A 13,451-nucleotide genomic window follows, 5' to 3' on the forward strand; every position below is an offset into this window, starting at 1 on the left:
TCTAATTATTATGATCAACATAGATGAATTAAAAAAAAAAATTATTTACCGATCTAATTATAGAGGCACAAAAGAAATGGATAATCTTTTGAGTGCATTTACAAAAAAATATATAAATAATTTAAATGAAAATGATCTTCTTGATTTAGAAAAACTACTGAACATTGATGACACTAATTTGTATAATTTTTATAATGGTTTTAAAACCGATTTTGAATTTGAAAATAACAACATTAATTTCTTATATAAAAATTTTGACTATACACAAAAATGATGGCGGAGAGACTGGGATTCGAACCCAGGAAAGAGTTGCCCCTTTGCCGGTTTTCAAGACCGGTGCTTTCAACCGCTCAGCCATCTCTCCGTGAGCAAGGTTTTATAATTATAATTATTTAATTCAACCATAAAATAGTCTAATAAACTTATTAATTACAAGTATCATGGTTTCCTATGAATAAAGAATTTAACAAGGGCTTATTACTTGCTGGGTTTGGATCTTTTTGGTGGGGGTTTTTTGGTGTAATTTATTTTAAATATATTGCTTATATTGGCCATATTGAATTAGTAGTTCATAGATGTTTATGGACAGCGTTTACTTTAATTTTGACTACTTTTTTTTTCTCTAAATGGAATATTTTTTTTCAAATTGTAAAAAATAAATCAAATTTATTTTATTTATTTATCTCAGGTTTTTTGATTTTTATAAATTGGGGTGTATGGATATATGCTATAGCAACAAATAGAATTATTGATGCAAGTTTTGGATATTTTATTATGCCCATTTTAAGCGTAATGCTCGGTTATCTTTTTTTTAAAGAGAAACTAAATAAAAAAAGAGTCTTTTCAATCTTGTTGGTTATTCTATCTATCCTTTTTTTAATAATTGTAAGTATTAAATCATTGCCTTGGGTTGGTTTAATTGTTGCTTTAAGTTGGGGGTTTTACAATTTAGTTAGAAAAAAAATTAATGTTGACACTGATGTAGGCCTTCTTATAGAGAGTTTATTTATATTACCATTTGCACTGTTAGCTTTTTATTTGATAGCAAGCAAAGGATACAATGATTTTCAATTATCTGATCCTTCTATGATGCTATTTATTTATCTTGCTGGACCTATGACCGTTATACCTTTATTTTTATATGTTAGGGGAGTTGAGCTCTGTGGTTTAGGACCGACAGGCATGATATTTTATATTACCCCTACTTTTCAGTTTTTATTGGGTTATTTTTATTACAACGAGCCTTTTTCAATAACAAAATTAGTTAGTTTTATTTTTATTTGGATTGCTGTAATTATATATTTGAAGGATTTGCATGAAACTAATTAATTTTTTTTTATTTTTTATTTTTATTTCTATTAATTTCTCATTTGCTGATATCAATAAAGAATTTGAAAATTGGAAATTAAATTTTAAAAAAATAGCTTTAGAAAATAATATTTCGGAAAAAACGTTTGATAGAGTTATGTCCGATACTAAATTTTTATCAGATGTAATAAAATATGACAGGTATCAACCTGAATTTTATGAAGATACTAAAACTTATATTTCGAAAAGAACATCTTCAAAAAAAGTATCTTTAGGAAAAAAATTCTATAAAAAAAATTCAACGTTAATAAATTCTGTTGAGAATGAATTTAATATAGAAAGGGAGCTGCTATTAGCTTTAATGGGAATAGAAACTAATTTTGGAACGTATGTTGGTAAAATGGATATTTTATCCTCTTTGGCAACTTTGAGTTTTGATAAAAGAAGATCAGAATTTTTTACAAATGAATTATTAATACTTTTGCGATTAATAGAAAATGAACAAATAGATTACAAAACTTTATATGGATCTTGGGCAGGTGCTTTTGGTTTTTTTCAATTTATGCCATCAACAATGAAAAATTATGCTATTGACCATGATGACGACGGATATATTGATTTAAAAAATAATAGTGATGCTTATGCTTCTGCATCTAATTATTTGAATCAAATAGGCTGGAAAAGTGAAAATCCTTGTTTTTATAGAATAGATTTATCTGAAGATATTCCAAAAAAATATTTAAACATTTCTGCAAAAAAACTTCATGATAAAAAAAAATTAAAATATTTTCGAAAATTTATAAAAAACGATGATCAAATAGACAACATGTACAACTCTTTAAAGGTAGCCATTATAACTCCAGATAAAGATATCATACCTGATGCTGAAACTTTAAATCCAGCTTATATTGTATTTGATAACTATGAAATAATTTTAAAATGGAACAGATCATTACGATTTGCTTTGGCTGTTTGTACATTGAAAGATAAATTTAAAAATGAACTTTAAAAAACTCTTATTAATTATTTCTATATTTATTTTATCTGCATGTAATCAATTTGATCATAATAATAAAAACTTAGTTTATATTAGCGATCAAAAGTATAGTAATACTGGATTTGCTTTAATATATGATAACGAATTAAAAAAAGAAAAAAAAATATCTAAAAAAATTGATAATAGATCTCTTTTAATTTTTCATAATAAAATAAAAAAAAATTCATTTGTTAAAATTACAAATCCTGTAAATGATAAGTCAATTATAGCTGAAGTGATCTCAAATAATGTTAAATTCTCATCTTTTTACAACTCTGTAATAACAAAACGTATTGCTGAGGAGTTATCACTTGACCCTAAAGAACCTTATATCGATCTTGTTTTAATCTCAAAAAGTTCAACATTTGTAGCTAAAAAGGCAAAGACTTTTGATGAAGAGAAAAGTGTAGCTGAGAAAGCTCCTGTTGACGGAATTACCATAGACAATCTGGGTAAAGAAAAGAATAATGAAGTTAAAATAAAAAAACATAAATTTTTATATTCAATAAAGATTGCAGATTTTTATTACAGAGACTCGGCGGAAAATATGGTTGATAGGATAAAAGATGAGACAAATATAAAAAAATCTGTAATTAAGAAATTATCTAAAAATAAATATAGGGTATTATTGGGTCCATTTAATGATATAAAAAAACTAGAAAAATCATTTAATGAAATAAAAGTATTAAATTTTGAAAATATAGAGATATTAAAAGATGTTTAGAATAGTATTAATTGTAATTTTTTTTTGTTTTACATTAGTAAATGTTTCAAAAGCTAATTTTGACGTAAAGGCAAGAACTGCAATATTACAAGATTATCATTCTGGAGAAATTCTCTATGAAAAAGAACCAGATATATCAATTTATCCTGCATCTATGACAAAAATAATGACAGCAATTATTGCTTTTGATCTTATAAAATCAGGCGATCTTAGTTTAGACGAAAAATTTATAATATCTGAGAGAGCTTGGAGATTATCTACATCTGGATATTCATCGATGTTTATAATGGTAGGTGATCAAGTCTCAGTAGAAAATTTATTAAGAGGTATTATAGTTGCTTCTGGTAATGATGCATGTATCGCGTTAGCTGAAGGTATAGCAGGCACTGAGGAAGAATTTGCAATTTTAATGACTGCTAAAGCAAAAGAATTAGAGATGGATAATACAAACTTTTCTAATTCATCAGGAATAAATGATCCCGATAATTACTCAACTGTTAGAGATATTTTAAAAATGTCTAGATATTTAATTAAAGAACATCCTGAATTTTACAAAATGTTTGCTGAAAAAGAATTTACTTGGGATAGAACAGGGGGTGATCCAATAACACAAGGAAATAGAAATCCTTTGCTTTATAAAAATCTTGGAGCAGATGGAATAAAAACTGGTTATTTAGCTGTTGAAAAATATTCTTTAGCATCATCAATAGATAGAAATGGAAGAAGATTGATTGCAGTAGGAAGCGGTTTTAATTCAAAAAATTCTAGATCCAAAGAAAGTACAAAATTACTTACATTTGGTCTTACCAACTATGATCTTGTAGAAATAGCTAAAGCCAATAAACCATTATACAAAATTGATGTTTGGTTAGGAAAAGAGAATAGTGTCGAAGCATATACAAAGGAAGATATTTATAAAACAATCAAAAAAGCGAAAAAAAAACTTTTAAAAGTTGCTGTTAAGTATGAAGGCCCAGTCGAAGCACCAATTAAGAAAGATCAAAAAATAGCCACTCTAAGAGTTGTTTATGATCAAGAACTTGTTGGCGAGTATGATTTACTTTCATCAAAAGAAATTAAAAAAGTTAATTTTTTTTCAAGATTAATAAAATCAATAAATTATTTAATTTGGGGTGATGTCTAAAAAACCCATCATTGTTTTTGAGGGTATAGAGGGTAGTGGCAAAAGTCATCATATAAATAAAGTATCTAAATATTTAGATAAAAAGAAAATTAATTATATAAAGATAAGAGAACCAGGTGGAAGTCTTAATTCTGAAAAAATAAGGAGATTAATTTTAAATAAAAAATCTAATTTTAACATATATACTGATTTACTTTTATATTTAGCAGCGCGTAGTGAAAATATAAATCTTATAAAAAAATCATACAAAAAAAAAATTATTTTGATTGATAGATTCACAGACTCAACTATTGCATATCAGCATTATGGTATGGGTGTTGATTTAAATATTATAAACATTATAAATAAATTTCTGTTAAAAAACATTAAAGTCAATTTTACTTTTCTAAATGTTGTAAATAAAAAAAATCTATTACAAAGATTAAAAAATAGAAAATCTCTCAATCGATATGATCAGTTTGATATGAATTTTTATAATAAAGTTCAAAAAGGTTTTTTTAAATTAGCTAAATCGAATAAAAAATCATACAAAATAATTGATTCTAATTTAGATATAAAAAAAAATGAAGATTTAATAATAAATCAAGTTAAAAAATTAATTAAATGAATTTAAACCCCCTAACTCAAATAAATTTATTTGAGCACAAAGAAATTTTTAATCAATTATATCAATTATCTAAAAACAATACTTTGCCTAATAAAATTATTTTATCTGGTGAAAAAGGTATTGGAAAATCAACACTAGCATATCATTTAATTAATTTTGTATTATCGGAAAATGAAGAACATCCTTATGACTTTGAAAATAATAAAATTAATCCAGATAATAGGTCATACAAACTTATGCTAAATAAATCTAATCCAAATTTTTACTTAATTGATGTCTTAGAAGAAAAAAAAAATATTGATATAAATCAAATTAGGGAATTGATAATAAATCTAAACAAATCCTCATTTAATAATAAAAAGAGATTTGTTTTAATTGATAATATTGAATTATTAAACTTAAATTCTATTAATGCTCTGTTAAAAATTTTAGAAGAACCTAATGAAAATATAAATTTTATTTTGATTAATAACAATAAAAGAGTGCTACCAACTCTTAAATCCAGGTGTTTGAATTTCAAAGTTTTTTTAACAAAAGATCAGTCTATTAGAATTGTTAATCAATTGCTTAACGATGACATAAATACTATCATCAATGATAAATTATTTGATTATTATGCTACTCCTGGAAAATTATTTAAATTAATTAAGTTATCTCAAGAATATAATTTAGACCTTGCTAATATTGATTTAAATACAACTCTCAAAACTATAATAAAAGATAAAATTTATAAAAAAGATAAATCTATAACTGAAATCATTTATTCTTTTATTGAACTTTATTTTAGAGATAATATATCTAGTAAAAATATTAGTTTACTAAAGTCATATCATTATTTTTTAGAAAAAATTAATAATACTAAAATTTATAATTTAGATGAGGAAACTTTGTTTATGGAATTTGAGGATAAAATACTAAATGGATAAAACTTTTTATATTACCACACCTATATACTACCCCTCAGCTAAGCCTCATATGGGTCATGCATATTCAAGCATTATCGCAGATTTTTTCGCAAGATTTAAAATAATTGATGATTATCAAGTTCATTTTCTTACAGGTACTGATGAACACGGTTTAAAAATTCAAAGATCTGCAGAAAAAGCAGGGAAGGAGCCTCAAATATTTTGTGATCAAATTAGTCAGACCTTTAGAGATCTTTCAGATACTTTAAACTTATCAAATACAGATTTTATTAGAACTACAGAAACTAGACACAAGAATACAGTTCAGCATCTTTGGAATGAACTTGAGAAAAATGATGATATATACTTATCAAATTATTCTGGATGGTATTCAGTATCAGATGAAGCTTTTTATAACGAGGACGAAATTGAAGAAGTAGAAGGAAAAAAAATTGCAATATCCTCAAAATCTCCTGTTGAATGGATTGAGGAAGAATCTTATTTTTTTAGACTTTCAAAATGGGAAAAACCACTATTAGACTATTATGAAGCTAATCCAGATTTTATTGCTCCACAATCTAGGAAAAATGAAGTTATTAGTTTTGTAAAAAGTGGTCTAAAAGACCTTTCTGTAAGTAGAAAAAGTTTTTCATGGGGTATACCTGTTCCAAATAATAAAAAACATGTGATATATGTTTGGCTCGATGCTTTAACAAATTATTTAAGTGCATTAAAATATCCAAATAAAGATGATGATTTGTTTAAAAAATTTTGGCCAGCCTCAATACATTTAATCGGAAAAGATATACTTAGATTTCATGCTGTTTATTGGCCTGCTTTTTTATTAGCAGCAAAAATTGATTTACCAAATAGAGTATACGGACATGGATGGATATTATCAGGTGAAGAAAAAATGTCTAAATCTAAAGGAAATATTCTTGATCCACTTGAAATAATTAAAGAGTATGGTCTAGATCCTTTAAGATACTATTTAATTAAAGAAGTTTCTTTTGGCAATGATGGAAATATATCTAAAGAAAGACTAGAAGATTGTATTAATAGTGATCTAGCTAACAATTTTGGAAATTTATGTCAGCGTGTAACTGCATTTGCAATAAAAAATTGTAATGGAAAAATTCCATTAGAAGTTAAATTTAATGATGAGGATTTATTAATACTAAATAAGTATAAAGATAATTTAGATAACATCAGATTAAAAATTGACAATCAAAATATTAATTTTTACATTGATTATATTGTAAATTCACTATTTGAGGCTAACAAATATTTTAATGACCAAGAACCATGGAAAAAGAAAGACGATATAATTAGATTAAACACTATTGTTTACACTACTTTAGAAATTGTAAGAAAAATAAGTTTTTTACTATATCCAATTATTCCTGAATCTTCTTTAAAGGCATTAAAGATTTTTGACATTGAAGAAAAAAATATAAAATTAAGTTCAGTTTCTAATAATGAGTATCTAACAAAAGGTAATAAAATTAATAAAATAGAAATACTTTTTAAAAAAATAGAGAAAAACAATGATTGATTCACACTGTCATCTAGATCATGAACCATTATTAAGTGACTTATCTAACGTAATACAAAGGTCAAAAGAAGTAGGTATAGAAAAATTACTAACTATCTCAACTTCATTTGAAAGTTTTTCTAGAGTAAAAGATTTAATTAATAAGGATGAGATGATCTATGGCACTATTGGCATTCATCCTCATGAAAGCTCCAGAGATATTATCACTTCAAAACAGATCATTGAAAGTCTTAATGAAAATTCAAAAATTATTGGCATTGGAGAAACTGGGTTAGATTTTTATTACAATAATAGCGAAAAAGATAAGCAGATAGCAAGTTTTAGAGAACATATTGATGCATCCATAAAAACCAATATTCCATTAATTGTTCATTCAAGAGAGGCTGAAAAAGATACTTTTGAGATTTTAAATGAATATAAAAATGAAAACCTTAAAATTTTGATGCATTGTTTTACAGGGTCTAAAGAATTTTCAGAGAAACTACTGACTTTAAATTCATTCTTTTCAGCTAGTGGTATCATCACTTTTAAAAACTCATTGGATTTACAAGATACTTTCAAATCTATTCCAATAGATAATATATTAATTGAAACTGACAGTCCCTTTTTAGCGCCTGTTCCTAAAAGAGGTAAAAAAAATGAACCATCGTTCATTGATTTTACTGCTGCAAAATTAGCTGAGATTAAAAATCTATCCAAAGAAGATCTTGTTAAAAAAACTACGGATAATTTTAACAAACTTTTTTTTAAATAATATTAATGAAATTTATTATTTTAGGATGTGGTAGTTCAATGGGTGTACCAAGACCAGATGGTTTCTTTGGTAATTGCGATCCTAATAATAAAAAAAACTATAGAACAAGATGCTCAGCTCTAATTAAAACTTCTGATGAAAATATTCTTATAGATACATCTCCTGATCTAAGACAACAACTTTTAAGACATAAAATAAAAAAAATAAGTAAAGTATTGTATTCTCATATGCATGGCGATCAAACTCATGGAATAAATGATTTGAGATCTTTTTATATTAACAGTAGAAAACAACTTGATGTTTATGCTGATAAATACACATCTAAATATCTTAATTCTACATTTTCTTATATTTTCAAAAGTTATTCAAAAGAATATCCTGCAACACTAAAACTTAATAAACTGCCAAAAAAAATATTTACAAAAAATAATAATAAAAAAATTTGTATTCAATCAATTTTGGTTGAACATGGTAAAGTAAAATCAAATTGCTTTATAATTAATAAAAAATTAGCTTATATAAGTGATGTAAGTAAAATTTATAAAAAAGATCATAAATATTTTAGAAATCTTCGATATTTAATTATTGATTGCTTATGGTACAATTATCATCCATCACATTTTAATTTAGAAACTTCTCTTGCTGTAATTAAAAAATTCAAACCCAAAAAAGCTATTCTTACAAACTTATCACCAGTATTAGATTATAAAGTGCTTAAAAAAATGATACCTAAAAATGTTATTCCAGCACATGACGGATTAACAATAAATTTATAAGCTATTTTCTATAGCTTTAATTATTTTTTTTGAAGTTGGTTTTGTAAATGATGCGAATGTATCTTGAACTTTACCTTCTTTGTTAATTAAAATTTTATGAAAATTCCACTTAGGTTCTGCGGACTTACCATGATTTTCTTTTGCCCATTTAAAAAGTTGATGAGCATCTTTGCCTTTAACCTCAGTTAATGTTGTAAGAGGAAAGTTAATATTAAAATTTATTTTACAAAATTCTTTAATATCAGCATTATTATTTTTTTCTTGATTAAACGAATTAGATGGAACACCAAGAACAATTAAACCTTTTCCTTTATATAAATTCCACAATTCTTGTAATTCATCATATTGTTTTGTAAATCCACAGTAACTTGCTGTATTTACAATTAAAATAACTTTATTTTTGTAATCTTTAAAATTAATTGTCTCACCAGTTATACTCTCTATACTAAAATCATAAATTTTTTTTTCATAGTTCGCAGTTGCTGAAGTTTTAAAAAAAAACATAATTATAGAAAATAAAAATATTACTTTTCTCATTTATTAGGTTTATTTGGTGTAAGTAATATTAAAAAATAACCAAATAAAGTTGACAACAACGATCCAGTTAATACGCCAATTTTTACACCATCCATATATTGCATGTTTTCTACAAAAGCTAAATTTCCAACAAATAAACTCATTGTAAAACCAATACCAGTAAGAACTCCTACACCATAAAAATTGTACCAACTTGTATCGTTTGGCATTTGAGCTACTTTCAATTTTATAGAAACGTAAGAGAATAAAAAAACACCTAGTTGTTTACCAAGGAATAGTCCTAATACGATTCCAAGGGGAACCTTATCTAGTAATGAAGCAAAGGATAAACCTTCAAGAGATACTCCAGCATTTGCAAATGCAAATAATGGCATTATTCCGAAAGCAACATATGGACTAATTGCGTGTTCAATTTTTATTAATAATGAAAAATCTTTTTCTTTTTTTCTATGTGGAATTGTCATAGCTAACAAAACTCCAGCAATCGTTGCGTGTATTCCTGAGTTATGTGTAAAATCCCAAAGAAAAAGTCCTACAACCAAGTAAGGTAGAAACTTTTTAATGTTAAATTTGTTAATTAATAACAAAACAATAAACGCTAATAACATTAAAGTTAAATACTTAATGCTCAAATCTCCAGAGTAGAATAGGGCGATAATAACTATTGCTCCTAAATCATCAATTATAGCTAAAGCGGTTAAAAATACTTTTAATGATAAAGGAACTCTTTTACCTAATAAAGATAAAACTCCTAAAGAAAAAGCAATATCTGTAGCTGATGGAATTGCCCATCCATTTAAAGTTTCACTATCACCTAAATTTATAAAAACATAAAACAGTGCAGGAACCAACATTCCACCTACTGCAGCTATTATTGGTAATAAAGCTTGTTTAATATTAGAAAGTTCACCTTGTAAAAATTCTCTTTTAATTTCTAAAGTAACAAAGAAAAAAAAGATTGCCATCAAGGCATCATTGATCCAATGCAATACTGATAATTTTAATCCAAAATTATTAATACCTATGAATAAATACTTATTTAAAGTAGTAAAATATAAATCTGCTAGCCCAGAATTACTTATAAATAATGCAATTATTGCAGCAAACAACAATACAAGTCCACTTGCAGCTTCTAATTTAAAAAACCATCTAAAAGGCTTAGATATATAATTAATCATAAAAAATTAAATTAGGTCTATAATAAATAGTTTTATATCTTGCAATGTTTCAAAAAGGTTAAATAGTATAATTTCTAATCCTGGAAAAACATATATTAGTGGAGTTTTAAGAGTATCTAGCAAGATAATTAATGCTACAAAAGATACAATAAATACAATTAAATAAGAAAAAAACTTACTTCCCTTATTTTCTGTCTTTTTAAGTGTAGTTGTATTTTTTTGTTTTTCTGAATTTTTTTCTTTATTTTTATTATTTATTTTAGTTTTACTTATTTCTTCTTGTTGTTGCTTATCTTCTATTTTATCGTCATTATTTTCAACTTTTGTTTCAATGTCTTCACTGATAATTTCCTGTTTTAACTCTAGTACTTCATTATTTTTTTCTTGAATATTATAAAACCAAACATGATTACATGATCCACATTGCAAATCTCTACCTTCATCTGGTATTAAAGAATTATCAATTTTAAATTTCTTGTTACAATTTGGACAAGTAATTATCATGCTTCGTTATATACCAGATTTTATTCAAATTTCTTTTAATTTTGGTATCTTTATACATTGAAATTATCAATAACTGCTGTATTAGTACTCGGATCGGAGTGTAGCGCAGCCTGGTAGCGCATCTGGTTTGGGACCAGAGGGTCGCAGGTTCGAATCCTGCCACTCCGACCATCATTTATGAAAAAAGCTATTATTTACATTCCAAATAAAAATCCTATGCAATCGGGATTAGCAAAAAGTGATAAATGGATTTTAGAATTTAAAACAAAAGATCCAACAAAAAACCCTTTGATGGGTTGGGAAAGTTCATCTGATACTTATACAGAACTAAAATTAGAATTTTCATCAAAGGAGCTAGCAATCAATTACGCAAAAAAGAAAAAAATTGATTTTGAGTTAATTGAACCAAGAAAAAGAAAAACTGTGAAGAAATCATACGCGGATAATTTTTTAAAATAATTAATGTTTAGATTTTTCACTCAAAAAAGTTGGTTTCTTTGGTCATGGATTGGTTCAGCTATAATTTTATCTTCGCTTTGGATTCAAGTAAAAATTGATGTAAAAATAAATGAATGGTTTGGTGAATTTTATGACATGATTCAAAAAGCCCTTGGAGCACCAAACTCAATCACTATAGAAGAGTACTGGGCAAGCTTAATATCATTTATAACTTTGGCTGCTATGTATGTTGGTGTAGCTGTAATAGTAAGTTTTTTTACTTCACATTATTTGTTTAGATGGAGAACGGCTATGGTTGAGTGGTATCATAGTGTTTATGATAAAGCTCGAAAAATTGAAGGTGCAGCACAAAGAGTTCAAGAGGATACGATCAAGTTTTCAAGAATAATGGAATCTCTAGGTACCAGTTTGATTGAAGCTTTAATGATACTTGTTGAGTTTATGCCTATCTTGTTCGGATTAAGCATAGGAATACCAATATTCTTTTTTGGTGATTGGGATTACGGTTTAATAGTTGGAGCTTTAATTTGGTCTGTTGGAGGGACAATATTTTTAATTTTACTTGGTTTAATTTTAAGATTAGTGGGTGTTGAATACGATCTACAAAAAAAAGAAGCAGCCTATCGAAAAATACTTGTAATTGCAGAAGATGACGGAACCATAAGACCAAAGACTATTGAGGAATTATTCGATGGTGTAAGAAGTATTCATTTTCTAAGCTATATTAGATATTTATATTTTAATATTGGAAGGATAGCATATTTGCAGGCAAATGTTTTGTCAGCATATGTTTTTTTAGCACCTGCCATAGTTGCAGGAGCAGTAACTCTTGGAGTTATGCAACAAATAATAAGAGCCTTTGGTAGAGTAGAGGGTTCTATGCAATATATATTGAAAGCATGGCCGACTATAATCGAACTTGCAAGTGTTTATAAACGATTAAGAGAATTTGAGTCTAAAATTAAGCAAGAAGAATTAATAGATGAAAAAGCTTAATGACCATAGATAAAAATTTTATAGACAAATTTGTTAACATAACTTCTAAAGCAGCATTAGCATCATCGTATTTAGTGGGAAAAAAAGATAAAATTGCAGCTGATAAAGCAGCTGTAGACTCCATGAGATCTGAATTAAACAACTTGGAAATAAAAGGTCAGATAGTAATAGGAGAAGGTGAATTGGATGAAGCTCCAATGCTATATATTGGAGAAAAACTTGGTACAAATCATGGACCTGAATTTGACATAGCTGTAGATCCATTAGAAGGTACAAATTTCGTTTCTAATAATCTACCTGGAGCATTATCTGTAATTGCTATTGCCGAAAAAAATAACTTATTTAAAGCACCAGAAACTTATATGGAAAAAATTTCAACTAAGGTTAAAGAAAAAAATGTTGTTGATTTAGACTTTTCAGTTAAGCAAAATATTTCTAATTTAAGCGATTATTTAAATAAAAATCCAGAAAACTTAACCGCATGTATTCTTGATAGGCCTAGACATAAAAATATTATAGAAGAGCTAAAAAAATTAAAAGTTAATCTAAAATTAATTACAGATGGTGATGTATCTGGTGCTTTGCTAGTTACTGAAGAAAAATATAATGTAGATATTTTTTTAGGTATTGGGGGTGGTCCTGAAGGAGTTCTAGCAGCAGCTGCTTTAGATGCATTTAATTGTGGTTTCCAGGGAAGATTTATATTTGATACTGAAGATGATAAAATACGTGCAAATAAGATGGGTATTAAAAATCTGACAAAAAAATATGAATTAAATGAAATAGTATCAGGTGATTCTATATTTTGTGCAAGCGGAATAACATCTGGTGATTTAGTTTCAGGTATTCAAATTAATGATAATGAATTCATTTCTGAAACTTTAGTTACTCATAAATCTTCTGGTTTAAAAAAAGTAATAAAATTGAAACAAAAAATAGAATGATAAGCTTGATTAATGATTGATTAT

Annotated in this window: 16 protein-coding genes and 2 tRNA genes; 14 read left to right on the forward strand and 4 right to left on the reverse strand. The window is 26.4% G+C overall.

Annotated elements, in window-relative coordinates; all coding sequences use genetic code 11:
• The first annotated feature begins 10 nt into the window (after positions 1 to 10).
• Complete coding sequence (locus AMN83_RS00510) at positions 11 to 274, forward strand: succinate dehydrogenase assembly factor 2 (RefSeq protein WP_256998045.1); 264 nt, start codon at positions 11 to 13, stop codon at positions 272 to 274.
• Here AMN83_RS00510 and AMN83_RS00515 read toward each other — a convergent pair.
• Positions 275 to 364, reverse strand: a tRNA-Ser gene (locus AMN83_RS00515). It abuts the gene before it with no gap.
• An 86-nt stretch (positions 365 to 450) separates the two neighbouring features.
• Here AMN83_RS00515 and rarD point away from each other — a divergent pair.
• Genes rarD through AMN83_RS00560 form a run of 9 tightly spaced genes read left to right on the forward strand, consistent with a single transcriptional unit; the run spans position 451 to position 8,809 of the window.
• Entirely contained in the window at positions 451 to 1,329 is an 879-nt protein-coding gene (gene rarD / locus AMN83_RS00520) for an EamA family transporter RarD (RefSeq protein WP_075503449.1), read from the forward strand.
• A complete protein-coding gene (locus AMN83_RS00525) occupies positions 1,316 to 2,317 on the forward strand; it encodes a lytic murein transglycosylase (protein WP_075503451.1) in 1,002 nt (333 codons plus the stop codon). Before rarD ends, AMN83_RS00525 begins: the two co-directional genes overlap by 14 nt.
• Positions 2,307 to 3,068: an SPOR domain-containing protein gene (locus AMN83_RS00530; RefSeq protein WP_075503453.1), complete on the forward strand. Its 762-nt coding sequence runs from the start codon at positions 2,307 to 2,309 to the stop codon at positions 3,066 to 3,068. Before AMN83_RS00525 ends, AMN83_RS00530 begins: the two co-directional genes overlap by 11 nt.
• Entirely contained in the window at positions 3,061 to 4,212 is a 1,152-nt protein-coding gene (locus tag AMN83_RS00535; RefSeq protein WP_075503455.1) for a D-alanyl-D-alanine carboxypeptidase family protein, read from the forward strand. The genes AMN83_RS00530 and AMN83_RS00535 overlap by 8 nt, the downstream gene beginning before the upstream one ends.
• A complete protein-coding gene (gene tmk / locus AMN83_RS00540) occupies positions 4,205 to 4,819 on the forward strand; it encodes a dTMP kinase (RefSeq protein ID WP_075503457.1) in 615 nt (204 codons plus the stop codon). The genes AMN83_RS00535 and tmk overlap by 8 nt, the downstream gene beginning before the upstream one ends.
• Positions 4,816 to 5,745: an nSTAND3 domain-containing NTPase gene (locus tag AMN83_RS00545; RefSeq protein ID WP_075503458.1), complete on the forward strand. Its 930-nt coding sequence runs from the start codon at positions 4,816 to 4,818 to the stop codon at positions 5,743 to 5,745. The genes tmk and AMN83_RS00545 overlap by 4 nt, the downstream gene beginning before the upstream one ends.
• Positions 5,738 to 7,279, forward strand: a complete 1,542-nt coding sequence (metG, locus tag AMN83_RS00550; protein ID WP_075503460.1) for a methionine--tRNA ligase — start codon at positions 5,738 to 5,740, stop codon at positions 7,277 to 7,279. The genes AMN83_RS00545 and metG overlap by 8 nt, the downstream gene beginning before the upstream one ends.
• A complete protein-coding gene (locus AMN83_RS00555; RefSeq protein ID WP_075503462.1) occupies positions 7,272 to 8,033 on the forward strand; it encodes a TatD family hydrolase in 762 nt (253 codons plus the stop codon). The genes metG and AMN83_RS00555 overlap by 8 nt, the downstream gene beginning before the upstream one ends.
• A 5-nt stretch (positions 8,034 to 8,038) precedes the next feature.
• On the forward strand, positions 8,039 to 8,809 hold the full coding sequence (locus tag AMN83_RS00560) for an MBL fold metallo-hydrolase (RefSeq protein ID WP_075503463.1): 771 nt from the start codon (positions 8,039 to 8,041) through the stop codon (positions 8,807 to 8,809).
• Here AMN83_RS00560 and AMN83_RS00565 read toward each other — a convergent pair.
• Genes AMN83_RS00565 through AMN83_RS00575 form a run of 3 tightly spaced genes read right to left on the reverse strand, consistent with a single transcriptional unit; the run spans position 8,804 to position 11,028 of the window.
• The gene (locus AMN83_RS00565) at positions 8,804 to 9,346 is read right to left on the reverse strand and encodes a glutathione peroxidase (protein ID WP_075503465.1); all 543 of its coding nucleotides are present in this window, start codon (positions 9,344 to 9,346) and stop codon (positions 8,804 to 8,806) included. The genes AMN83_RS00560 and AMN83_RS00565 overlap by 6 nt on opposite strands.
• Complete coding sequence (gene nhaA, locus AMN83_RS00570; protein ID WP_075503467.1) at positions 9,343 to 10,524, reverse strand: Na+/H+ antiporter NhaA; 1,182 nt, start codon at positions 10,522 to 10,524, stop codon at positions 9,343 to 9,345. Before nhaA ends, AMN83_RS00565 begins: the two co-directional genes overlap by 4 nt.
• A 6-nt stretch (positions 10,525 to 10,530) precedes the next feature.
• A complete protein-coding gene (locus AMN83_RS00575; RefSeq protein ID WP_075503469.1) occupies positions 10,531 to 11,028 on the reverse strand; it encodes a zinc-ribbon domain-containing protein in 498 nt (165 codons plus the stop codon).
• A gap of 94 nt (positions 11,029 to 11,122) precedes the next feature.
• Here AMN83_RS00575 and AMN83_RS00580 point away from each other — a divergent pair.
• The 4 genes from AMN83_RS00580 to glpX all read left to right on the forward strand — a co-directional run bounded on the left by AMN83_RS00580 (position 11,123) and on the right by glpX (position 13,427).
• Positions 11,123 to 11,199, forward strand: a tRNA-Pro gene (locus AMN83_RS00580).
• A gap of 6 nt (positions 11,200 to 11,205) precedes the next feature.
• Positions 11,206 to 11,487 (forward strand): ETC complex I subunit, encoded by a 282-nt coding sequence (locus AMN83_RS00585; RefSeq protein WP_075503471.1) that lies wholly within the window; start codon positions 11,206 to 11,208, stop codon positions 11,485 to 11,487.
• A gap of 3 nt (positions 11,488 to 11,490) precedes the next feature.
• Positions 11,491 to 12,483 (forward strand): putative transporter, encoded by a 993-nt coding sequence (locus AMN83_RS00590; protein WP_075503473.1) that lies wholly within the window; start codon positions 11,491 to 11,493, stop codon positions 12,481 to 12,483.
• Positions 12,483 to 13,427, forward strand: coding sequence for a class II fructose-bisphosphatase (gene glpX / locus AMN83_RS00595; RefSeq protein WP_075503475.1), 945 nt, complete (start codon positions 12,483 to 12,485; stop codon positions 13,425 to 13,427). The genes AMN83_RS00590 and glpX overlap by 1 nt, the downstream gene beginning before the upstream one ends.
• Positions 13,428 to 13,451: the final 24 nt, after the last annotated feature.

This window comes from Candidatus Pelagibacter communis (genome assembly GCF_001180025.1).
Classification (GTDB): Bacteria; Pseudomonadota; Alphaproteobacteria; order Pelagibacterales; family Pelagibacteraceae; genus Pelagibacter; species Pelagibacter ubique_A.